23 protein-coding genes and 1 pseudogene are annotated in these 23169 nt (G+C 55.5%); 5 read left to right on the plus strand and 19 right to left on the minus strand.

Features of this window, described 5'->3' with window-relative positions; all coding sequences use genetic code 11:
- Positions 1-137: 137 nt before the first annotated feature.
- From ghxP to soxR, 3 genes are all read right to left on the minus strand, one after another.
- Positions 138-1487, minus strand: coding sequence for a guanine/hypoxanthine transporter GhxP (ghxP, locus tag ACTJI7_RS21515; protein WP_028015179.1), 1350 nt, complete (start codon positions 1485-1487; stop codon positions 138-140).
- A 297-nt stretch (positions 1488-1784) separates the two neighbouring features.
- On the minus strand, positions 1785-2456 hold the full coding sequence (locus ACTJI7_RS21520) for a glutathione S-transferase family protein (protein ID WP_028015178.1): 672 nt from the start codon (positions 2454-2456) through the stop codon (positions 1785-1787).
- 287 nt (positions 2457-2743) lie between these two features.
- Positions 2744-3202 carry a redox-sensitive transcriptional activator SoxR gene (gene soxR / locus ACTJI7_RS21525; RefSeq protein ID WP_023331806.1) on the minus strand — a complete coding sequence of 153 codons (459 nt, stop codon included), beginning with the start codon at positions 3200-3202 and terminating at the stop codon, positions 2744-2746.
- 98 nt (positions 3203-3300) lie between these two features.
- On the opposite strand from soxR, the gene soxS reads away from it, so the two are divergent.
- Positions 3301-3627 carry a superoxide response transcriptional regulator SoxS gene (gene soxS, locus ACTJI7_RS21530; RefSeq protein ID WP_008503387.1) on the plus strand — a complete coding sequence of 109 codons (327 nt, stop codon included), beginning with the start codon at positions 3301-3303 and terminating at the stop codon, positions 3625-3627.
- Positions 3628-3633: 6 nt separating this feature from the next.
- On the opposite strand, the gene ACTJI7_RS21535 is transcribed toward soxS, so the two are convergent.
- A complete protein-coding gene (locus tag ACTJI7_RS21535) occupies positions 3634-5199 on the minus strand; it encodes an EAL domain-containing protein (RefSeq protein ID WP_028015177.1) in 1566 nt (521 codons plus the stop codon).
- 656 nt (positions 5200-5855) lie between these two features.
- Between ACTJI7_RS21535 and ACTJI7_RS21540 the strand changes: the two genes are divergently transcribed.
- Complete coding sequence (locus ACTJI7_RS21540; protein WP_028015176.1) at positions 5856-6137, plus strand: YjcB family protein; 282 nt, start codon at positions 5856-5858, stop codon at positions 6135-6137.
- Positions 6138-6197: 60 nt separating this feature from the next.
- Here the strand turns inward: ACTJI7_RS21540 and ssb1 are convergent, their stop codons facing one another.
- Positions 6198-6728 (minus strand): single-stranded DNA-binding protein SSB1, encoded by a 531-nt coding sequence (ssb1, locus tag ACTJI7_RS21545; RefSeq protein WP_006810470.1) that lies wholly within the window; start codon positions 6726-6728, stop codon positions 6198-6200.
- Positions 6729-6979: 251 nt separating this feature from the next.
- On the opposite strand from ssb1, the gene uvrA reads away from it, so the two are divergent.
- Entirely contained in the window at positions 6980-9802 is a 2823-nt protein-coding gene (gene uvrA, locus ACTJI7_RS21550) for an excinuclease ABC subunit UvrA (protein ID WP_041911534.1), read from the plus strand.
- A gap of 3 nt (positions 9803-9805) precedes the next feature.
- Here the strand turns inward: uvrA and ACTJI7_RS21555 are convergent, their stop codons facing one another.
- From ACTJI7_RS21555 to dnaB, 6 genes are all read right to left on the minus strand, one after another.
- On the minus strand, positions 9806-10159 hold the full coding sequence (locus tag ACTJI7_RS21555; RefSeq protein ID WP_028015174.1) for an MmcQ/YjbR family DNA-binding protein: 354 nt from the start codon (positions 10157-10159) through the stop codon (positions 9806-9808).
- Between the two features lie 2 nt (positions 10160-10161).
- The gene (locus ACTJI7_RS21560) at positions 10162-10578 is read right to left on the minus strand and encodes a secondary thiamine-phosphate synthase enzyme YjbQ (protein ID WP_041911536.1); all 417 of its coding nucleotides are present in this window, start codon (positions 10576-10578) and stop codon (positions 10162-10164) included.
- A gap of 112 nt (positions 10579-10690) precedes the next feature.
- Entirely contained in the window at positions 10691-11404 is a 714-nt protein-coding gene (gene aphA, locus ACTJI7_RS21565; RefSeq protein ID WP_041911537.1) for an acid phosphatase AphA, read from the minus strand.
- Positions 11405-11622: 218 nt separating this feature from the next.
- Positions 11623-12816 carry an aromatic amino acid transaminase gene (gene tyrB / locus ACTJI7_RS21570; protein ID WP_440670987.1) on the minus strand — a complete coding sequence of 398 codons (1194 nt, stop codon included), beginning with the start codon at positions 12814-12816 and terminating at the stop codon, positions 11623-11625.
- Between the two features lie 109 nt (positions 12817-12925).
- On the minus strand, positions 12926-14005 hold the full coding sequence (gene alr, locus ACTJI7_RS21575; RefSeq protein ID WP_440670989.1) for an alanine racemase: 1080 nt from the start codon (positions 14003-14005) through the stop codon (positions 12926-12928).
- Positions 14006-14021: 16 nt separating this feature from the next.
- Positions 14022-15434, minus strand: a complete 1413-nt coding sequence (dnaB, locus tag ACTJI7_RS21580; RefSeq protein ID WP_333031272.1) for a replicative DNA helicase — start codon at positions 15432-15434, stop codon at positions 14022-14024.
- A 66-nt stretch (positions 15435-15500) separates the two neighbouring features.
- On the opposite strand from dnaB, the gene ACTJI7_RS21585 reads away from it, so the two are divergent.
- The gene (locus ACTJI7_RS21585; protein ID WP_063155544.1) at positions 15501-16484 is read left to right on the plus strand and encodes a quinone oxidoreductase; all 984 of its coding nucleotides are present in this window, start codon (positions 15501-15503) and stop codon (positions 16482-16484) included.
- 184 nt (positions 16485-16668) lie between these two features.
- Here ACTJI7_RS21585 and pspG read toward each other — a convergent pair whose 3' ends face one another.
- From pspG to ACTJI7_RS21605, 4 genes are all read right to left on the minus strand, one after another.
- Entirely contained in the window at positions 16669-16911 is a 243-nt protein-coding gene (pspG, locus tag ACTJI7_RS21590) for an envelope stress response protein PspG (RefSeq protein WP_028015168.1), read from the minus strand.
- 135 nt (positions 16912-17046) lie between these two features.
- On the minus strand, positions 17047-18042 hold the full coding sequence (gene dusA, locus ACTJI7_RS21595) for a tRNA dihydrouridine(20/20a) synthase DusA (RefSeq protein ID WP_048959355.1): 996 nt from the start codon (positions 18040-18042) through the stop codon (positions 17047-17049).
- 82 nt (positions 18043-18124) lie between these two features.
- Positions 18125-19384, minus strand: coding sequence for a conjugal transfer protein TraF (gene traF, locus ACTJI7_RS21600; protein WP_226859181.1), 1260 nt, complete (start codon positions 19382-19384; stop codon positions 18125-18127).
- A 225-nt stretch (positions 19385-19609) separates the two neighbouring features.
- Positions 19610-20098, minus strand: coding sequence for a cupin domain-containing protein (locus ACTJI7_RS21605; RefSeq protein ID WP_045260944.1), 489 nt, complete (start codon positions 20096-20098; stop codon positions 19610-19612).
- Positions 20099-20213: 115 nt separating this feature from the next.
- On the opposite strand from ACTJI7_RS21605, the gene zur reads away from it, so the two are divergent.
- A complete protein-coding gene (gene zur / locus ACTJI7_RS21610; RefSeq protein WP_028015164.1) occupies positions 20214-20726 on the plus strand; it encodes a zinc uptake transcriptional repressor Zur in 513 nt (170 codons plus the stop codon).
- Positions 20727-20774: 48 nt separating this feature from the next.
- On the opposite strand, the gene ACTJI7_RS21615 is transcribed toward zur, so the two are convergent.
- From ACTJI7_RS21615 to lexA, 4 genes and pseudogenes are all read right to left on the minus strand, one after another.
- Positions 20775-20984, minus strand: coding sequence for a CsbD family protein (locus tag ACTJI7_RS21615; RefSeq protein WP_014882139.1), 210 nt, complete (start codon positions 20982-20984; stop codon positions 20775-20777).
- A 49-nt stretch (positions 20985-21033) separates the two neighbouring features.
- Positions 21034-21108: pseudogene (locus ACTJI7_RS21620) on the minus strand (hypothetical protein); the annotation flags it as partial.
- Entirely contained in the window at positions 21105-22442 is a 1338-nt protein-coding gene (dinF, locus tag ACTJI7_RS21625) for an MATE family efflux transporter DinF (protein WP_063155546.1), read from the minus strand. The gene dinF and the pseudogene ACTJI7_RS21620, both read right to left, overlap by 4 nt.
- A 63-nt stretch (positions 22443-22505) precedes the next feature.
- Positions 22506-23114, minus strand: coding sequence for a transcriptional repressor LexA (gene lexA / locus ACTJI7_RS21630; protein ID WP_028015162.1), 609 nt, complete (start codon positions 23112-23114; stop codon positions 22506-22508).
- Positions 23115-23169: the final 55 nt, after the last annotated feature.

Consider the following 23169-nt stretch of genomic DNA (forward strand, 5'->3'; position numbering starts at 1 on the left):
GTGTTTCTTTTTAAGCCAAACCTGAGGCGTCGTGCCTCTTATTCTATCCTCTCCAGAGTAACGCAAAAGGCAACGGGATGAGTCCTGAAAATAAAAACGGGCGGCCTGAGCCACCCGTTTTCGCATCAATGGATAATTTAGATTGCCCAGCCGCCCGCGTAGAAGGCGACCAACGCAACGGCGATCACCACAGTGCCGATGTTCAGCTTGCGCCACTCTCCGGAAACCAGACGCCCAATCACCAGCGACGCGAAACCGATCATAATGCCGGTCACGATGTTACAGGTCAGGACGATAAACACTGCGGTAATCAGGCCGGACATCGCATCCACGAAGTCCGCAAAATCGATTTTCGCCACGTTGCTCAGCATCAGCAGGCCGACGTACATCAGCGCTGGCGCGGTCGCATACGCAGGCACCAGATAGGAGAGCGGAGAGAGGAACAGGATCAGCAGGAACAGCACGCCAACGGTGATGGCCGTCAGGCCGGTTTTACCGCCTGCCGCCGTACCCGCTGCAGATTCGATGTACACCGCCGCAGGCGCCGCACCCACCAGACCAGAGAAGACGCTGCTCAGGGAGTCGGTGGTCAGCGCTTTGCCGCCATCAATAATCTGACCGTCTTTATCCAGCAGGTTGGCCTGACCGGCCACCGCGCGAATGGTACCGGTGGCGTCAAATACCGCGGTCATCACCAGCGCCAGCACGCTTGGCAGGATCACCGGGTTCAGCGCGCCGACGATATCCAGGCTGCCGATCAGGGAGTTGCCTTTGTCATCGCTCAGCGACGGCATGGCGAAAATACCGGAGAAGTGAACGGTCGGATCGAAAATCAGGCCGACGATGGAAATGCCAATAATGGTCAGCAAAATGCCGCCCGGCACCTTCAGTTTTTCCAGGCCGATAATCACCGCCAGACCGATGAGCGACATAATGACCGGGAAGCTCGCGAAATGACCGAGCGCTACCGGCAGGCCGTCCAGCGGGTTCTTGATGACCAGACCCACGCCGTTGGCAGCGATCAGCAGCAGGAACAGGCCGATACCGATACCGGTGCCGTGCGCCACGCCCTGCGGCAGGTTGCGCAAAATCCAGCTACGGATGCCGGTGGCAGAAATAACGGTAAACAGTACACCCATCAGGAACACGGCGCCGAGGGCAACCGGTACGCTGATCTGCTGGCCCAGCACCAGACTGAACGCGGTAAAGGCGGTCAAAGAGATGGCGCAACCAATCGCCAGCGGCAGGTTCGCCCACAGGCCCATTACGATGGAGCCCACGCCAGCCACCAGGCAGGTGGCGACAAAGACAGCCGCAGGCGGGAAGCCCGCCTTGCCCAGCATGCCCGGCACCACGATGACGGAGTAAACCATCGCCAGAAACGTGGTCAGACCGGCAACGACTTCCTGGCGCACGGTGCTGCCACGAGCCGAAATTTTAAACATGGCGTCAAGTGAACCGCCGGTACGCGCAGATGGCGTAGACATAGAAAACATCCCCTGAGAGTTTTTATAGAACGTCCATAAGCGTGGTGGAGACACCGCTGCCAGCTAAAACGTCAAATCCGTGTGTTGCGTTTGCGACGAAAGGGCGTCACAAAAAAAGCAAACGTTTAGCTCCGCGCTTATAAAACGGGTGGTCAAATTAAGGCAAACGATTATCCAGCCTAATACCCGCCCTTTTCAACTGAACTTTGTCGTTTTTCGCTAAAATTCACTTATGACGATGAAGAAATAAACAGAGGATGCGCAAACGTTATCGTCTATGCGCAATTTGTTTACATTTCAATCCTCGCCCGGGATCGTTAACGGGCCACCTTGTTGCAGGGTTCTTTGCCAGCCAGGACTAGTTTCCACTTTTTGCTTCCATGCCTGAATATGCGGAAGATTAGCAATGCCGCCGCGCGCCAGCAGGGCAAAGAGGGGGAAGCTCATCTGAATGTCGGCCATGCTTAATGTCTCTCCGGCAAACCAGCTGTTTTTAGCAAGATGTGAGTCAATAAAGCGCGCATGGGTCTCCAGCTGGGGGTTGAGATACGCTTTCTGTACCCCCTGCCCCAGCGCCTTGCCCAGCGTTCGGATGCCAAACGGCACGGGCGGTTTGCCCAGGCTGCTGAAGACCAGCTTCATGAGCAGCAGCGGCATCAGCGACCCTTCTGCGTAATGCAGCCAGAAGCGGTATTGCACCTTATGCGCGGGGTCTAAAGGCTTCAGCCGCGATTCGGCATCATAGGTTTCCTGCAGATATTCCAGAATGGCACCTGACTCCGCAAGGATCAGCCCGTTATCTTCAATGACCGGCGATTTGCCCAACGGATGCACCTTTTTGAGGGACTCGGGTGCCAGCATATTCTTTTCGCGCTGGTAGTGAACAATCTCATAAGGCAGGGCGAGCTCTTCCAGCGCCCAGATCACGCGGTGCGAGCGCGACTGGTTAAGGTGATGTACCGTGAGCATGATTTTCTCCTGTTATTCATACTTTTTAACTATAGAAAATCGAACAACACCGCGAAAAAATTTCGTCTAAAAAACGGCTAGCGCGGCTGGCGAAAAAACGGGTCTTGCATAGAATTAAAGTGTCAGCACAATCCGGAACCTCCCCAACCAGCTCGACACGAGGGGTGCTGATGTCGGGGGAAACCCTCCCGTGAACCAGCGGGATAGAGAGAAAGACAAAGACCGGGAAAAACTAAAGCGCCCTTAGTGGCGCTTTAGTTCTTTATTATGCTTTTTGCCGCAAGAACTCAATCCTCCTCCAGCAGTCGCGCCCCGGTCCCCTGCTCGCCCAGCCTGTCGCCAGGGTTACGTAGCGGGCAGTCGCTACGGGACAGGCAGCCGCAGCCGATACAGCCGTCCAGCTCGTCACGCAGCGCCACCAGCGTGTGGATACGCCTGTCCAGCTCTTCACGCCACTGGGACGAAAGCTCTTTCCACTCTTTCGGGCTAAGCGTATGCCCTTCCGGCAACACACCGAATGCCTCACCGATCGTCGCCAGGGGAATGCCGATGCGTTGCGCAATTTTGATAATCGCCACGTAGCGGAGCACGTCACGGGTATAGCGGCGCTGGTTTCCGCCGTTACGGATGCTTTTAATTAACCCTTTGCTTTCATAGAAGTGGAGCGCCGATACCGCAACGCCGCTTCGCTTTGCCACTTCGCCGGGGGTTAAAAGCGCTTTAATGCGCGGCAATCTCTTTTCCATAAAACCTCTTTACCTCAAGTTAACTTGAGGAATTATACTCCCCCGCAGAGAAAACGACGAATCAACCGAGAAAGTTGTATCTACAGAGGGGCAACCTTATGTCGCATCAGCAAATTATTCAGACACTTATTGAATGGATTGACGATCATATCGACCAACCGTTGAACATTGATGTGGTCGCAAAAAAATCGGGCTATTCGAAATGGTATTTACAGAGAATGTTCCGCACGGTCATGCACCAGACGCTGGGGGAGTACATTCGTCAGCGCAGGCTGCTGCTGGCGGCGCAGGCGTTACGCTCAACGCAGCGGCCGATTTTTGATATCGCGATGGATCTTGGCTATGTCTCGCAACAAACCTTTTCCCGCGTGTTTCGCCGCGAGTTTGACCGTACGCCGAGCGATTATCGCCACCAGTTGAATTAATGCATATCAGTGCAAAGGTTGCTGCTGCCAGGTCATAAACTCCTGGGGCGGCATCGCTTTCGCGAAGTGCCATCCCTGACAGAACTCAACGCCGCGCTTCAACAGCCAGCTCACCTGCTCAGCCGTCTCAACCCCTTCCGCAATGGTTTTAAGCCGCAGGCTTTGCGCCATCTCGATAATATGCTCGGCGATCAGGTGGCTGGTACTGTTGGTGGTTAAGGTGTCGATAAACGATTTATCGATTTTTAGAATATCCACGTTCAACGAGTAGAGGTTGTGCAGGTTGGAATAACCGGTCCCGAAATCATCGATCGCCACTTCATAGCCCGCCTGACGGAAGGCCTGAATCACCGGCGTGGTTTTTGGCACATCGATAAAGCCGCGTTCCGTCACTTCGATTTTAATTTGCTGGGCGCGTACGGCGTAGTGCCGGGCCTTGTCAGAAATCATGGCGATCAGCCGAGAGGAGTGGAAGTCCGTGGCCGACAGGTTGATCGAAATATAGAGATGCGGATGCGCCGCCAGGAAATGGCCCAGATCGCTGAACACCTCCTCAACGACATAATCCGTAATCCGCTCGCTCATTCCCTCTTTTTCCGCAAGCGGAATAAACTCAGCCGGGCTCATTACCTGCCCATTGAAACCAGGCCAGCGCAACAGCGCCTCTGCCCCCACACACTGGTTGTTCTTGATATCAATAATCGGCTGATAGTGCACACAAAGCTGGCGCTTGTTCAGCGCCCGGTGCAGTAAGCGCCCCGGCGAATTAAGTTCACGATGGGTACGGGACCACACCAGCAAAATAATAATGCTGCAGATCATTCCCAGCGGTAGCGTCAACGTCGCCTGGTGATAGAGCGTTTCATAAAAACGTTTATCTGACGTCGACACGATGGCGGCAATAGGCCGATTTGTCGATTTCACGACGGTATAGAAACGGTTATCTTTTTGAAATACCGATTCCTTATCCCGAATCATCGAATTTAATAAAGTCGCATTGGCTTTCTGGCTGACGGAAAAGAAGGCATTAGTTACCGTGTCGTATACCCCCCATGCGAGGGAATGATCGGTAGACATCACTTCACTGTAAGAAAGCGGATTGACCACCACGACATAATTTCCGCGCTGCATATATGTCATTTTATAGCCAGTATAAAATGGCGTATCGCGAAAATAATAGATAGCAACGTCAGGTTTACGCGTGTAATTAGCGACCGGAATGACGTAGGGTTGATCCGGTGTAAAAACGGTCGAACAAAGAAAATTCTGACCTTCAGCATAAATTAAATCGGCGACAAACAGGCGGCCACGAACAACGTTCAACATATATTGACGATGTTCCGGCGTACAACGTTCACCCTGATATTTTTCTGCCTCGCCCCTGGCCAGTTCAACTTGTTGAATAACCAGTTCTGTTTTGTCTAATGCCAGTTCAGCAAATGTCCGTAGCTGAGCGCTCGTTTCCGACTCGGCTCGTAGCTGGGCAAACCATAGAGCAAGCATCACCGGCAGCATAACTACCATGATGATCCCTACCACTCTGAGCATTTTGCGCCGCGCGCTACGATTCATTTCCCGCCCTATATCCCTGCATGTTGTACGCCTGTAGTAATGAAGGCCGGATGCTTTGTTAAACAGGTGATTACGTTGCATGAATCATGCGAAGTTAGCAACTGACTTTTAGTATTAAAAATCTTAAATTTCGTTATGACGATAATATTTTCCCGTAAGCTAAACTGTAAGTATTCGTTCCGTTTTAATTAAGGAAAATAATTATCCATCGCGTACGGGAGGTTTGAAGAGAACACAACAGAAGATCGCTGATTAAGCAAAACTTCTGGCGGCATGAAAAAAGTACAACACCAACGTGACGTTTTATCCTATTTCTGCGGGTATATTTTGTTCGTTGTTTTATAAATAATCAGACATCACCACAATATTATCAGAAAATAATGCGCCCCCTAAAAACGGCACGGCTGGCCGTCTCTCTGCCTCCAGATGCTCTTCCCCACTTACCCGACGGGATTACCTCAGCGCGTTGTGGATCCGCCTCCCCCTGTCCGAAGGCGGTCCCGCACCGCATGCTCTTATTTCCGGGTAATAAAATCCCCTTTTTTGGCTACGCAGGCACTGGCGAATAAATCAACAAATGTGATATAGTTCACACATATTGTGTAACGAGAAACACTGTTTCATTCAGTTCGTCTGTTTTGTAGAGGATGGGTTTTATGGCAACCATTACTACCAGCATGGTTCTCCTGCGCTGGCCCTTGTTGAGCGCGGTTTTGATGTTTTTAGCCAGCACGCTGAACATTCAGTTTCGTAAATCCGACTACGCGGGTCTTGCCGTCATAAGTACCCTGTTAGGGCTTGGCGCGGCCTGCTGGTTCGCAACGGGCCTGCTGGGCATTACCCTGCTGGATATGGCCGCGGTCTGGGAAAATATAAAAGTGGTGATGGTTGAGGCGATGAACCACACCCCACCAGACTGGCCGATGGTGATTACCTGATCCCTTCAGCAATAAAAAAACCCAGACGATGTCTGGGTTTTTTGTTTTAGCATCCGTTGATCAGAACGGGATATCGTCGTCGAAGTCCATTGGCGGTTCGTTAGACGGAGCAGGAGCAGACTGCTGCTGCGGACGAGACTGCGCGCCGCCGCTGAACTGGTTGCCGCCCTGCGGCTGCTGAGGCTGACCCCAACCACCCTGCTGCTGGTTCTGACCGCCACCTGCCGGTGCGCCACCGCCCTGACGGCCACCCAGCATTTGCATGGTGCCGCCCACGTTCACCACCACTTCCGTGGTGTATTTTTCCTGACCGGATTGGTCGGTCCATTTGCGGGTACGCAGCTGGCCTTCGATATAGACCTGAGAACCTTTACGCAGATACTCACCGGCTACTTCTGCCAGTTTGCCAAACAGCACAACGCGGTGCCATTCGGTCTGCTCTTTCATTTCACCGGTCGCTTTATCACGCCAGGATTCGGAAGTAGCCAGCGTAATGTTGGCAACTGCGCCACCACTCGGCATGTAGCGTACTTCCGGGTCCTGGCCCAGATTACCGACGAGAATCACCTTGTTTACGCCTCTGCTGGCCATGTTCGTGTCTCCTGAATACGTTTCTTAATAGTGTAAACGCGCGAGTGTACCATTTCCACGCGGCAATTTGCATAGTTGCGTGGTCGGTTCAGAAATCTCCCGCGAACTCGACATTGTTACACAGCGAATCAGAAAATGCATTCCAATACTGTATATTCAAACAGGTCAAATTGTGTCATAATTAGCCGTTTCTGACAGCCGTTTGTCCTTCAAACAAACCAGGCAATCCGTGTTCCAACCGGGAAAGGTGAATGGATAAGATCGAAGTTCGGGGCGCCCGCACCCATAATCTCAAGAATATCAACCTCATAATCCCTCGCGACAAACTCATCGTCGTGACCGGGCTTTCGGGGTCTGGCAAATCCTCACTGGCTTTCGACACCTTGTATGCCGAAGGACAGCGTCGTTACGTTGAATCGCTCTCGGCGTACGCGCGTCAGTTCCTGTCGCTGATGGAAAAACCGGATGTCGACCATATTGAAGGGTTATCGCCTGCTATCTCTATTGAGCAGAAGTCTACCTCGCATAACCCGCGTTCAACGGTCGGTACCATTACCGAAATCCATGACTACCTGCGTCTGCTGTATGCCCGCGTGGGTGAGCCGCGCTGCCCGGACCACGATGTCCCGCTGGCGGCACAGACCGTGAGCCAGATGGTGGATAACGTGCTGTCGCAGCCGGAAGGCAAACGCCTGATGCTGCTGGCACCGATCATCAAAGAGCGTAAAGGCGAGCACACCAAAACGCTGGAGAACCTGGCAAGCCAGGGCTATATCCGCGCCCGTATCGACGGCGAAGTGTGTGACCTGTCCGATCCGCCAAAGCTTGAGCTGCAAAAGAAACACACCATCGAAGTGGTGATTGACCGCTTTAAGGTGCGTGACGATCTCGCCACGCGTCTGGCTGAATCCTTTGAAACCGCGCTGGAACTCTCTGGCGGCACGGCCGTGGTCTCCGACATGGACGACCCGAAAGCGGAAGAGCTGCTCTTCTCCGCCAACTTCGCCTGCCCGATTTGCGGCTACAGCATGCGCGAGCTGGAACCGCGCCTGTTCTCGTTCAACAACCCGGCGGGCGCGTGCCCGACCTGTGACGGTCTGGGCGTGCAGCAGTATTTCGATCCGGATCGCGTGATCCAGAACCCCGAGCTGTCGCTCGCGGGCGGTGCGATTCGCGGCTGGGATAAGCGTAACTTCTACTACTTCCAGATGCTGAAGTCGCTGGCGGAGCACTACAAATTCGACGTTGAAGCGCCGTGGGCGAGCCTGAGCCCGAACGTGCACAAAGTGATCCTGTTCGGTTCCGGCAAAGAGAACATCGAGTTCAAATACATGAACGATCGCGGCGATACCTCCGTGCGTCGCCACCCGTTCGAAGGGGTGCTGCACAATATGGAGCGCCGCTACAAAGAGACCGAATCCAGCGCGGTGCGCGAGGAGCTGGCGAAGTTCATCAGCAACCGCTCCTGCGCCACCTGCGAGGGCACGCGTCTGCGTCGCGAAGCGCGCCACGTGTTTGTGGAAAACACGGCGCTGCCGACCATCTCAGACATGAGCATCGGCCACGCAATGGACTTCTTCAACAACCTGAAGCTTTCCGGCCAGCGTGCGAAAATCGCCGAAAAAGTGCTGAAAGAGATCGGCGATCGCCTCAAGTTCCTCGTGAACGTTGGCCTGAACTACCTGACGCTTTCCCGCTCGGCGGAAACGCTCTCCGGCGGTGAAGCCCAGCGTATCCGTCTGGCGAGCCAGATTGGCGCGGGCTTAGTCGGCGTAATGTACGTGCTGGATGAACCGTCCATCGGCCTGCACCAGCGCGACAACGAGCGTCTGCTCGGCACGCTGATCCACCTGCGCAATCTCGGCAACACGGTAATCGTGGTGGAGCACGACGAAGACGCAATTCGCGCCGCAGACCACGTGATCGACATCGGCCCGGGCGCGGGCGTGCACGGCGGCCAGGTGGTGGCGGAAGGTACGCTGAAGGACATTATGGCGGTGCCCGAGTCGCTGACCGGCCAGTACATGAGCGGCAAGCGCAAAATTGAAGTGCCAAAACAGCGCGTCGCGGCGAACCCGGAAAAAGTGCTGAAGCTCACAGGGGCGCGCGGCAACAACCTGAAGGACGTCACCCTGACGCTGCCGGTTGGCCTGTTTACCTGCATTACCGGCGTGTCCGGTTCCGGTAAATCGACGCTGATCAACGATACGCTGTTCCCGATTGCGCAGACGGCGCTGAACGGCGCGACGCTGGCCGAGCCTGCACCGTACCGCGATATTCAGGGGCTGGAGCATTTCGACAAGGTTATCGACATCGACCAGAGCCCGATTGGCCGTACGCCGCGTTCCAACCCGGCGACCTATACCGGCGTCTTCACGCCCGTACGTGAACTCTTCGCCGGGGTACCGGAAGCGCGTTCGCGCGGGTATACGCCAGGACGTTTCAGCTTTAACGTGCGCGGCGGCCGCTGTGAAGCGTGTCAGGGCGACGGCGTGATCAAGGTTGAGATGCACTTCCTGCCGGATATCTACGTGCCGTGCGACCAGTGCAAAGGCAAGCGCTATAACCGCGAAACGCTGGAGATTAAATACAAAGGCAAGACCATCCACGAAGTGCTGGACATGACCATCGAAGAGGCGCGCGAGTTCTTTGACGCCGTCCCTGCGCTGGCGCGTAAGCTGCAGACGCTGATGGACGTAGGCCTGACCTACATTCGCCTGGGGCAGTCAGCAACAACCCTGTCCGGCGGTGAGGCGCAGCGCGTGAAGCTGGCGCGCGAGCTGTCCAAGCGTGGTACCGGCCAGACGCTCTACATTCTGGATGAGCCGACCACCGGCCTGCACTTTGCGGATATCCAGCAGTTGCTTGAGGTACTGCATCAGCTGCGCGATCAGGGCAACACGATTGTGGTCATCGAACATAATCTGGACGTGATTAAAACCGCGGACTGGATTGTCGATCTCGGCCCGGAAGGCGGCAGCGGCGGGGGTGAAATCCTCGTCTCCGGTACGCCAGAGACCGTTGCAGAGTGCGAAGCCTCGCACACCGCGCGCTTCCTTAAACCGTTGCTGTAATTGTTACACGGAGAGCTGCTGTCGGGTCGCTTCCGGCAGCAGCTCAACCGCCTGCTTGTAGGACGCATCCACCAGATAGTAAATTTGCGAGCCGGGCAGCGAGCCGTCCAGATAAACGGTACTCCAGTGCGCCTTATTGAGGTGCTGGCTCGGCCTCACATCATCATGCTGCTGACGTAATAGATCCGCCAGTTCCGGGCTGGTTTTCAGCGACGCCGCCGGGCGCCCTTCAACCTCTTTCACCATCGCAAACAGCACGTCTCCCACTTTGATCTGCGTGGCTTTCCAGTCGCTGTGAACGCTTTGTTCCGCGCCAGGCTTGCTCATGCAGTACTGAAGTATCTCCGAAATTGTCATCTTTATTCCCCTTGTAGCGTTGCGATAATTTTACGCGAACCACCGTGAATGCGATGTTCTCCCAGCCAGATCCCTTGCCACGTTCCCAGCATTAGCCGCCCGTTATGAACCGGCAGCATCAGCGATACGCCCAGCAGAGAAGATTTGATATGCGAAGGCATGTCATCTGCGCCTTCATAATCGTGCTCGTAGGGGGCGTTGTCCGGAACCGTCTTCAGGAAATGGTGTTCCATATCAGACCGGACGGTAGGGTCGCAATTTTCATTAAGCGTGAGGGAGGCTGACGTGTGCTGAAGCAGCAGATGCAGTAAACCCGTTTTGACGCGCGACAGGTCGCGGAGTTGCCCGATGACTTCGTCCGTCACCAGGTGAAACCCGCGGGGTTTAGCGCTTAAGGTCAGGGTCTGTTGATACCACATGAGCTGCTCCGTTCTGAAAGATGAATCTTTCTAAGTGTGCAGCAAGAAGGCGAAAGGTAAAACCCGCAGCGGCGGATTTGTTCAAAAAAGAATCAAACCCGCCGCTCAAGAACTAATACTCGGAGTTAACAATCACCTCCTCGCCAAACTTGCCTGCCATCGGCAGCGGTCGATAGGTAGAGTTAGAGGCACGCAGCACCCGGATCGCTCTGGCCCCCACATCCTGCGCCGCGGTAATGTCGTTATCCGAATCACCGTAGAACACTTTGATGTTTTTCTGCTCCAGCCACTGGGTTTTGGTGTTTTGTCCCTCTTTATCACCGGCAAAAATGACCGGATTCATGCTGGCTGCCGGGATCTGAAAATCGTCCTGCAGGGTTTTGGATACGGTCTCCGTTTTGGTCTGGCTACGGCCGGTGACAAAGTAAATGCTGTCGCCGCGCTTAACGTGCATGGCGATCAGCGCGCGGGCCACCTCTTTCGGAATGCTGAACTCATCCCAGCCGTTATTCATTTTTTCCCAGAACTCCGGGTTCTTCAGATACGCTTCGCTGTCCGGAGAATACGTTTTCTTGCCACGCCAGAAGCCAGGGCTTGAGAACAGCACGGTATCGTCAATGTCGAAGCCCACGGCCATTGGCGGGCGGCCCATCAGGCTGTTTTCGATTTGGGCCACGGAAACCCAGTGAATGGGTGCCTGCTCGGCAAGGATGGCGGCGGTGGTGCCGGTGTAAAGCGGCGTCGGTGCGGAAGCTCGCGCGACGACGGCGCTATTAAGCGAGAACAATAAGCAGGCGGCGCTGAGCGCCAGTGTGATCTTGCGCATATTTTCCCCTGAATATTCAGTTTGTTATCTTTGTATTTTGAGTGGATGGTCAAAAATCTATCCGACCATAACCCCGGCGGGAGGGGAAGGAAAGGAGTTTTTACTTATAAAGATGAATAAAAAGAAGACGATCACAAAGTGCCGGGGGACGTATTTATGCGGTCTGATGCCCTCACCCCAGCCCTCTCCCACGGGGAGAGGGCTGGGTTAGTGAGCATTTACATTACAGCAGCAAACGCCTGCGCCATGCGCTGGACGTTGCCGGCATTCAGGCCCGCCACGCACATACGGCCGCTGGCGATCAGGTAGACGCCGAACTCGTCACGCAGGCGATCGACCTGTGCCGCGCTCAGTCCGGTATAGCTGAACATCCCGCGCTGCTTGAGCAGATAGTCGAAGTTATGCCCCGGCACCGCCTCTTTCAGCACGTTAACAAGTTCCTGACGCATCGACAGAATACGCTTGCGCATCGCTTCCACTTCCGCAAGCCAGGTGGCTTTCAGCTGTTCGTCTCCCAGAACGGTCGCCACCACCTGCGCACCAAAGTTCGGCGGGCTGGAGTAAATACGGCGGACCGTCGCTTTCAGTTGGCCGAGAACGCGCCCCGCGGCTTCGGCGTCTTCACACACCACGGACAGACCGCCAACGCGTTCGCCGTAGAGAGAGAAGATTTTTGAGAAGGAGTTGCTGACCAGCGCTGGCAGCCCGGCGCTGGCAACGGCGCGGATGGCGTAAGCATCTTCTTCCATGCCCGCGCCAAAGCCCTGATAGGCGATGTCGAGGAACGGGATCAGGTTACGTGCCTTCAGCACCTCGATCACCGCATCCCACTGGGCATTGGTGAGGTCCGCACCCGTTGGGTTATGGCAGCATGGGTGTAGCAGCACGATGCTGCGCGCCGGCAGGGTGTTCAGTTTTTCCAGCAGCGCTTCGACGCGCACGCCGTTGGTTTCGCTGTCGAACCACGGATAGGTCTCGACCTTAAAGCCCGCGCCTTCAAAGATGGCCACGTGGTTTTCCCACGTCGGGTCGCTGACCCACACGCCGGAATCCGGGAAATATTTTTTCAGGAAATCAGCGCCTACCTTCAGCGCACCCGAGCCGCCCAGCGTCTGGATAGTCGCCACGCGCTTTTGCGCGAGCACCGCGTGGTCCGCACCAAACAGCAGCGGCGCAATCGTATTACGGTAGGTGTTTAACCCTTCCATCGGCAAATAAAGCGAAGCACCGTGCGGGGTTGCGTTAAGACGCGCTTCGGCTTCGGCAACGGCTTTCAGTTGAGGAATGATGCCATCCTCGTTGTAATACAGACCGATGCTGAGGTTCACTTTATCGCTGCGAGGATCTTCTTTGAAACGCTCCATCAAGGAGAGAATAGGGTCGCCGGCGTAGGCGTCTACTTTCTGAAACACGCGATGTTCTCCGGATTATTATGAGGCAGGGTTTTCAACAATAAACCGGAAGCGGAATAAGATCGAGGGGATGTTAACAGAAGCGGGATGCATCGCATCCCGTTAAAGCTCAGTCGATGTATTTCATCGCCACCCGCGACGTCAGACGCGTAATAAGTTCGTAAGCACTCACTTTTGTAATCTCAGCAATGCGTTCAACGGGCAGACCTTCACCCCACATCACCGCATCGTCGCCCGCTTTATCCTGCGCGCCGGGCCCAAGATCCACGCAAATCATGTCCATCGCCACGCGGCCGACAATTTTCACTTCACGACCATTGACCAGCACCGGCGTGCCCGTTGGTGCCGCGCGCGGATAGCCGTCGCCGTAGCCCATCGCCACCACGCCAAGCCGCGTGTCGCGCTCGCTGGTCCAGGTACCGCCGTAACCCACCGGCTCGCCCGCTTTGTGCTCCCGCACGGCAATCAGCTTTGATACCAACGACATCACCGGCTTAAAGCCTAAGTCCGGCCCCCAGGGTTTATTCTCAAGCGGGGAAACGCCATACAGGATAATGCCCGGACGCGCCCAGTCGAAGTGGGACTGCGGCCACAGCAGAATGCCGCCGGATGCCGCAATGGAGCGCATTCCCGGCTTGCCTTCGCAGAAGGTGTTGAAGATATCAAGCTGCTGCTCGGTTGCGCCGCATTCGGGCTCATCGGCACGGGCAAAGTGGCTGACGATATTGACCGGCTGACGCACATTTTTGCACTGGCACAAACGCTGATAAAACGCCTCCGCGTTTTCCGGGCGCACGCCCAGCCTGTGCATGCCCGTATCGAGCTTCATCCAGACGGTGACCGGCTCGCTCAGTTCAGCCGTTTCCAGCGCGGCCAGTTGTTCTTCGTTGTGTACCGCCGTGTGCAGCTGCTGGTCTGCAATGGTCAGCAGATCCGAGGCTTCAAAAAAGCCTTCGAGGAGCAGAATCGGTTGCGTAATGCCGCCTGCGCGCAGGCGGAGAGCTTCTTCGAGACGGGCGACGCCAAAGGCGTCGGCATCGGGGAGCGTTCGCGCGGTCTCAAGAAGACCGTGTCCGTAAGCGTTCGCTTTCACGACTGCAACGAGCCTGCTGGCGGGCGCCAGTTCACGCAGACGTTGCAGGTTGTGTCGCAGAGCGCGGCGGTTAATCACAACAGTTGCCGCTTGCATTTGAATTCCTTAGAAATTACTCATCATCATATTGAGGACCGGCATAGTTGTCGAAACGCGACCACTGTCCGTTAAAGGTCAGACGTACCGTACCGATGGGGCCGTTACGTTGCTTACCAATAATAATTTCGGCGATCCCTTTCAGGTCGCTGTTCTCGTGATAGACCTCATCACGGTAGATGAACATGATTAAGTCGGCATCCTGCTCAATGGAGCCGGATTCACGCAGGTCGGAGTTGACCGGGCGTTTGTCTGCACGCTGTTCCAGAGAGCGGTTAAGCTGCGACAGCGCCACCACCGGCACGTGCAGCTCTTTGGCTAACGCCTTGAGCGAGCGGGAAATCTCTGCGATCTCCAGCGTACGGTTGTCGGAGAGCGACGGGACGCGCATCAGCTGAAGGTAGTCGATCATGATAAGGCCGATGCCGCCGTGTTCACGGGCGATGCGGCGCGCGCGGGAGCGCACTTCCGTCGGCGTCAGGCCGGAGGAGTCATCGATATAGATGTTCCGTTTTTCCAGCAGAATGCCCATGGTGCCGGAGATGCGCGCCCAGTCCTCGTCGTCGAGCTGGCCGGTACGGATGCGGGTCTGATCCACGCGCGACAGGGATGCCAGAGAACGCATCATAATCTGCTCCGAGGGCATCTCGAGACTGAAAATAAGCACCGGCTTATCCTGCAACATCGCCGCGTTTTCGACGAGGTTCATCGCAAATGTCGTTTTACCCATCGACGGACGCGCCGCGACGATAATTAAATCCGACGGCTGTAAACCGGCAGTTTTTTTGTTCAGATCGTCATAGCCTGTGTTCACCCCGGTCACGCCGTCGTGCGGCTGCTGGAAAAGCTGCTCTATACGCGCAACGGTGGCGTCGAGCACGTCGGCGATGTTTTTCGGGCCTTCGTCTTTGTTGGCGCGGCTTTCGGCGATTTTGAAGACGCGGGACTCGGCAAGGTCGAGCAGGTCTTCACTGGTGCGACCCTGCGGATCAAAACCGGCTTCGGCGATCTCGTTCGCTACCGAGATCATCTCGCGGAAGACGGCACGTTCGCGCACGATGTCGGCGTAAGCGCTAATGTTCGCCGCACTTGGCGTGTTTTTTGACAGTTCTGCCAGGTAGGCAAAGCCGCCAACGCTGTCCAGCTGCCCCTGACGCTCCAGCGATTCCGCGAGCGTGATCAGGTCAATCGGGCTGCCGGACTCCTGCAGGCGCGCCATTTCGGTAAAGATATGGCGGTGCGGACGGGTGTAGAAATCTTCAGACACTACGCGCTCGGCGACGTCGTCCCAGCGTTCGTTATCCAGCATTAAACCGCCCAACACCGACTGTTCCGCTTCAATCGAGTGCGGCGGGACTTTTAACCCTGCGACCTGGAAATCACGCTCGCGAGGTTCAGTCTGTTTGTTGAAGGGTTTGTTTCCTGCCATAGTGAATGGAGTTACCGAGATAAAGAGTGGGTCGAAAGATTACCATATTTTTCTTACGGAGGGAGCATGGCAACGCGCATTGAGTTCCAGAAACACGGCGGTCCTGAAGTGCTGAAAGCAGTGGAGTTTACCCCCGCTGCGCCTGGCGAGAACGAAATTCAGGTTGAAAACAAAGCCATCGGCATAAACTACATCGATACTTATATTCGCAGCGGGCTCTACCCGCCTCCGTCAATGCCGAGCGGCCTGGGCACTGAGGCGGCCGGCATCGTCAGCAAAGTGGGCAGTGCGGTTAAGCACTTTAAAGAAGGCGATCGTGTGGTATATGCACAGTCTGCCCTGGGCGCTTATAGCTCCATCCACAACGTCCCGGCGGACAAAGCCGCCCTGCTGCCGAACGCCATCACCTTTGAGCAGGCGGCCGCCTCATTCCTGAAAGGGCTGACGGTCTATTACCTGCTGCGCAAAACCTACGAAATTAAGCCCGATGAGCAGTTCCTGTTCCATGCTGCCGCCGGTGGCGTGGGGCTGATTGCCTGCCAATGGGCGAAAGCCTTAGGCGCGAAGCTGATCGGCACCACAGGCAGTGCGCAAAAAGCCCAGCGTGCGCTGGACGCGGGCGCGTGGCAGGTGATCAACTACCGGGAAGAGAGCATCGTCGAGCGGCTAAAAGAGATCACCGGCGGCAAAAAAGTACGCGTCGTGTATGACTCGGTGGGGAAAGACACCTGGGAAGCGTCGCTGGACTGCCTGCAGCGTCGCGGACTGATGGTGAGCTTTGGTAACGCCTCAGGCGCTGTCACCGGCGTCAATCTCGGCATTCTGAATCAGAAAGGGTCGCTGTACGTGACGCGCCCTTCTTTGCAGGGTTACATCACCAACCGGGAAGAACTGGAGGAAGCCAGCAACGAGCTGTTCTCGCTAATAGCCAGCGGCGTGATTAAGGTGGATGTGGCGGATGCGCAGAAATACCCGCTAACCGATGCGCAGCGCGCGCATGAGGTGCTGGAAAGCCGGGCGACGCAGGGTTCAAGTCTGCTAATTCCCTGACCCCCAAAAAGAAATTGGGCTTCCCGTGGGAAGCCCTTTCTTTTTTTAGTTCGGCTGTATGTAGGGTACAGCTCGATGAATTCTGTAGCGGCAGCCATAGTGACAGATTCGATAAGTAAATCCTATTCTGTTCTAAGCCATGCTGCCGGAAAAGTTACAAGTATGTGACGAACCCCTCAATACCTTAGTAACGGAAGCGGTTATTGCGCTGATAAGTCGGCAGTTTTGGCGCTTTAATCGCCCGTATTACCCACACCACGGCGATAGCCAGCAGCAGCCACGGCAGCAGTTTGATCGTCAGGGCAAATAATCCGCCGATAAACATAACCACCGTAGCCACTACGAGCGCGGCCAGAATGCCGAGCAGCGACACGCCCGTGACCATCAGCATGACAAAAAAGCCAATCACAAAAAGTAGTTCAAGCATGGTGCTCTCCCACGAGTTCCCGAATGATGCTGCAATCATTACAAGAATCATGCCAAAACTAACCTATTGTTCTTAAAGCAAAACGCCCCGCGAGGATCCGCAGGGCGTGGTGAATTTGACGATCTTTTAGCGAAATTATCGCTTATCCGCCACCAGCCGCAGCGCATGTTCCAGCACCTCAATATCGGCACCGGCTTTATGCGCGTTCTCACTGAGGTAGCGACGCCACTGGCGCGCGCCCGGAATACCCTGGAACAGGCCAAGCATATGGCGGGTGATGTGGCCAAGATAGGTGCCATTGCTCAACTCGCGCTCAATGTAAGGGTACATGGCACGCACGACGGTAACCGGATCGGTGTCTGCGCCTGCAACGCCAAAGATTTCGCGGTCGACCGTCGCCAGAATGCCCGGATTTTGATACGCCTCGCGCCCAACCATCACGCCATCCATATGCTCAAGGTGCGCTTTCGCCTCTTCCAGCGACGTAATACCGCCGTTGATTGACATCGTCAGGTGCGGGAAATCACGTTTCAGCTGGTACACGCGCGGGTAGTCCAGCGGCGGGATCTCACGGTTCTCTTTCGGGCTAAGGCCTGAAAGCCAGGCTTTGCGGGCGTGGATGATAAACATCTCACACTCGCCTTTCCCTGACACCGTATTGATGAAATCACACAGGAATTCGTAGCTGTCCTGGTCGTCGATGCCGATACGGGTTTTGACCGTCACCGGAATGGAGACCACATCGCGCATCGCTTTAATGCAGTCCGCCACCAGCTGTGCGTTGCCCATCAGACAGGCGCCGAACATGCCGTTTTGCACGCGGTCGGAAGGGCAGCCGACGTTCAGGTTGATCTCGTCGTAGCCGCGTTCTTCCGCCAGCTTTGCACACTGGGCCAGCGCGACCGGATCGCTGCCCCCCAGCTGCAGCGCAACCGGATGCTCTTCTTCACTGTATGCCAGGTAGTCGCCCTTACCGTGAATAATTGCGCCCGTGGTCACCATTTCGGTGTACAGCAGCGTATGGCGGGAGAGCTGGCGCAGGAAATAGCGGCAGTGTCTGTCCGTCCAGTCGAGCATCGGCGCAATAGAGAAACGGTGTGCAGGAAAAGCGGTCTGGTGTTCTGACGACATGGCGAAGTTTTAAGCATCTGGTGGAAAAGGGGCGCTACTATAGCACAAAGAAAAGCCGGAGGCGCAGCGCCTCCGGTGTACTTTAGAACGTCATGCTCAGCTGAGCTCCTGCGCCCCAGGTTTCGTCCTCGCCATACAGGCCCATCAGGTCAACATGAACGGTATTGAACGGCGCGAAACCGACACCGCCGGTAAAGACGTTGCTGTCGTTCCCTTTCATATCCGCACGATAACCGGCACGCACCGCCAGCCAGCTCAGCGGAGTCACTTCAGCACCGACCCCAACATACTGCGACGTATCTTCGCTCTTAAATCCTTTGGTTTCGGTCAGATCGCCATCGGCGGTCAGGGTCACCAGATCGTTGTGCCAGGCAGCGCCCGCGGTCACCAGCGGACGGATCTGGTAGGTGTCTTTATAGCTCACCACTTCCCCCGTACGCCCGTTGCGGATGCGGATATCTTTGGTGTCGATATCGCGCGACATCAGGTTTTGCCCGCTCACGCCGACCGTCCAGTTTTCGCCAAAATCAGCGGCAATACCGGCATCGACGTTAAAGCCGGTATCGTCTGTACGGTAGCGGCTATCGTTCCACTTATTACTGTCGTAATCGTAGATCGAGGTTGTGTAGTTATAGATCCAGCTTTTTTGCAGTTTTGGCGTCACGCCCACGGAAACCGGAACGCCGCCAAGGTCAAACTGGCGGGCAACGGCAATACCGTAGTCGGAAATAATCGCCGCCCGACCGGACGCCGTTGAGTTGAGGTTTTTAGTGATCTGGTCCGTGCCGTTCAGCGCAGCGTCCAGGGCAACGCCGGCAGCCACCAGATTGCTTCTTTGAATACCGCGCAGATAATCAATATCCTGCTGGTCGATAGACGAACTTACCCGGCCATGGGCGTACCCTTTCGCCATAAAGGCCACGGAAAGCACATCGTTAGGGATACTCACGGCAAGGCCTGCTCCTGCCGTCGCGCGAGCGGTTTTGCCCTTGAGATAGTCCAGCTCATCGGCTAGATCTTTGGCCGCGCCCTGGAACTGGTTGATGGAGCCTAACGGATTAGTGATGACCTGAATTGGCGTAAGGTTATCAACCACATCCTTATAGTGATTGATTTTGTCGTTGATGGTATCAATCTCATCCTGAAGATTATCCTCATCCGTTACCTGCACCCCAACGGACGGCAAAATGACCGTCACGTCATCGTCCGGTTTTGCCTTTGCCAGCAGCGCGGGGTTAATTAACGCCCCGCTACCATAATTGCCCGAAGCAACGCCGGTGCCCCCCATCGCGTCGCTACGTGATTCTGTCCAGGTATTGGCTGCTCCCGCCTGATTTGCCATAAACAAGGAGACAGCGATGCTAACCACCGAAAATTTAAAATGTTTTTTCACAGTATGCCCGTCTTATAGTCTGTTATGAAATAACCCCTGTCTGTTATCCCCCAAACAGGCGCGAACTATTGCTGTGAATAAAGATAAAAAGACCCGCTAATTCATTCCCTAAGTAAAACTTCCTTACGGCCTGTTGTAATTTGTGACGGCCCTCAATATTTATAGAAGAGGAAATTATTTTTTCCCAGGTTTTCCATCGTGCGGCCCAAAAAACTGTGGCGGATGGTCTACCCAGCGATCTTCCCGCGTGGCGGCATAAACCGGATTGAGCGGATAGTAGATGCGGTTGTGCTTCTTGTTGGCCTCCCCCACCACCAGTAGCCGAACCTCTTCCTCTGTGTTGTTGATAAAGGTGTGGCATACCCCCGTTCCGGCGGGAAAGCCCACGCTGTCTCCGGGTTCGAGTTTCCACAAATAGCCATTAATCCAGGCTTCAGGATAGCCCTCAAGCACGTAGATAAACTCTTCTTCGTCACTTTCCGCATGGGGATAGGACGTCCGACGCCCCGGCGGTAAACGTTCATGATGAATGCCTATACGCCTGAGGCCCAGGCTGCGCGCCAGCGGCGATCCGATGGAAAAAAGCTCGTTACTGTCGGGGTAGGTGGCGTCATCTGGCCCTTCTACGTCGCGCCAGTGCTTGATACAGTCTGGTTTTTTCATGGTTACATTCCCGGTTTGCGATGCGTCAGGTATAGCACAGCCTGGCGGATATCGGTGTTTTTGCCAGAACATGATAAAGTGAGGGTTTTATCTCCCAGAACATCCGAGGTGCTAAATGGATAAGTCCACAAAAGAGCTGTTAGCGCAGGCCGAAAAGCTGTGCGCGCAACGCAATGTGCGCCTGACCCCGCAGCGCCTTGAAGTCTTGCGCCTGATGAGCCTGCAACAGGGGGCGATCAGCGCCTACGATCTGCTCGACCTGCTCCGCGAAAGCGAGCCGCAGGCTAAACCGCCCACGGTGTATCGCGCGCTGGATTTCCTGCTGGAACAAGGGTTTGTGCATAAAGTCGAATCCACAAACAGCTATGTCCTGTGCCATCTTTTCGATCAGCCAACGCATACATCGGCCATGTTTATCTGCGATCGTTGCGGCGTAGTGAAAGAAGAGGGAGCGGAAGGCGTAGAGGACATTATGCACACGCTGGCGGCAAAAATGGGTTTTGCCCTGCGTCATAACGTGATTGAAGCGCACGGGCTGTGTTCTGCGTGCGTTGAGGTGGAAGCCTGTCGACATCAGGATGCGTGTCAGCACGACCACTCAATTCTGATAAAGAAAAAGCCGCGTTAGCAGCAAAAGAAAGGCGGCTCTTAAGCCGCCTCTGTGGGTTATTCAGCGTTACCAGCGGTAATCGTTACGCGTTTCCCAGTCTTTGACTTCGTTTTCGGCCTGATCTTTCGCGTAGCCGTAACGTTCCTGAATTTTACCGACAAGCTGATCGCGCTTGCCTTCAATGACGGTCATATCGTCATCAGTCAGCTTCCCCCACTGTTCTTTCGCTTTACCTTTGAACTGCTTCCAGTTGCCGCCGATTTCGTCTTTATTCATCATCGTGTCCTCTTAGTTAAGCGTCGGGTCGTAACGTCCGTTACGTTCTTTTCTGCTGGACGTGATAATAATTGTAGTTGAGGATTCGGCAGTTGATTTCATATTCGGAATCTTTAACCGTCACGATATATCGTGACGGGAAGGAATCCAGGTATTATTTTGCCAGTGGCGATGCCAGATAAAGGCAAGCGAGAGGCCGCGCAGTGAGAGAAAGACCGCAAGCGCCAGCCACAAACCGTGATTACCCAGCCACGGAAGCGTCAGCAGCGTCAAACCAAACCCCGCCGCCGCAACCGCCATACTGTTGCGCATTTCCGCTCCGCGCGTCGCACCGATAAACATGCCGTCCAGCAGATAACACCACACTCCCACCACCGGCAAGATCACCTGCCAGACGATGTAGTGGTCCGCCAGTTCGCGTAAAGCCGGGATCGAAGTGAGTAATGCAATAATGTCACGGCCAAAACAGGCATAAATCAGTGCAAACGTCAGCGCGACCAGTCCCGCTTGTCGACAGGCTGCCCGCCAGACATCCCTAAGCTGCCCACTTTCCCGCGCGCCGTACGCCTGCCCGGAATGCGCCTCTACGGCGTAGGCGAAGCCGTCCAGCGCGTAGGCGGTAAACGTCAGCAATGTCATCAGGACTGCATTCACCGCGACGATCTCAGGCCCAAGACGGGCACCAAAAACCGTCAATGCGCCAAAACAGAGTTGTAGCAGAAGCGAGCGCAGCATGATGTCACGGTTGAGCGCCAGCAGTTTACGGATATTGCCGCGCCATGCGATTTTCAGCATTACGAGGGATATCCCGCGCAGGGCCAGCACGCGCCAGACCATCCACAGCCCAATGAGTAAGGTTCCGTATTCGGCAATCGCCGTCGCCAGTGCCGCCCCGCGCACGTCCATATGCAGGCCCATCACCAGCCAGAGATCGAGCACAATGTTGAGAAGGTTTCCCACGACCAGCAAAATCACTGGCGCACGGGCGTATTGCACACCCAGTAACCACCCCAGCAGAACCAGGTTCGCCAGCGAAGCGGGCGCGCTGAGCCAGCGGATTTCCAGGAAGCGACGCGCCTGCTCCAGTACCGCCTCGCTGCCGCCAACAACATGGAGCGCAAGGTCTATCAGGGGCGTGCGCAGTAAAACAATGAGCGTCCCCGCGCCAAGCGCCAGAATCAGCGGCTGCACCAGCGCACGCGCCAGACGTAACGGATCTTTCGCACCATACGCCTGTGCGGTGAGCCCGGTGGTGCTCATACGCAAAAAGAGCAGCAGCATGAACAGAAAGCTGGTTGCCGTCGCGCCAATCGCCACGCCGCCAAGATAAACAGGGGAATCGAGATGACCAATAACGGCCGTATCGACCAGACCCAGCAAGGGCACGGTGATATTGGAGAAAATCATCGGCAGGGCAAGACGCCACAATGCCTTATCAGATGCCGTCAGCAGTGACATGAGAGATACCGGGAAGGGTAAATGAAGCAGGCTACAGCGGAAGCGTAGCCTGTCAGGAAGAGATTACAGCCATTCGCCGTTACGAATCACGCCAACAGCCAGACCTTCAATAGAGAAGCTCTGTTCGCGGAGGTCGACCACAATCGGGGTGAACTCGTTGTTTTCGGGCAACAGCTGAACAGTGTTACCCTGTTTTTTCAGGCGCTTAACGGTCACTTCGTCATCAATGCGCGCAACCACCACCTGGCCATTTCGCACATCCTGCGTTTTGTGAACGGCCAGAAGGTCGCCATCAAGAATGCCGATGTCTTTCATCGACATCCCGCTAACGCGCAGCAGAAAATCAGCGCTCGGCTTGAACATACCAGGATCGACCTGGTAGTGACCTTCAATATGCTGTTGTGCCAGCAGCGGTTCACCTGCGGCAACGCGGCCTATCAGCGGAATGCCCGTCTCTTCTTCCACCAGCAGGCGGATACCACGCGACGCGCCTGACACAATCTCAATCACACCCTTACGCGCCAGCGCTTTCAGGTGTTCCTCGGCAGCATTCGGAGAACGGAAACCCAGACGCTGCGCGATTTCCGCACGCGTGGGTGGCATACCCGTCTGGCCGATATGATCCCGAATGAGATCAAACACCTCTTGCTGCCTGGTCGTTAATGCTTTCATTCCGCCCCCTGGGTGTATATACAGTTATGCTGTGAGTATATACAGTCAAAGGCGA

Origin of the sequence: Enterobacter sp. 22499, assembly GCF_052044815.1 — a bacterium.
GTDB classification, from domain to species: domain Bacteria; phylum Pseudomonadota; class Gammaproteobacteria; order Enterobacterales; family Enterobacteriaceae; genus Enterobacter; species Enterobacter bugandensis.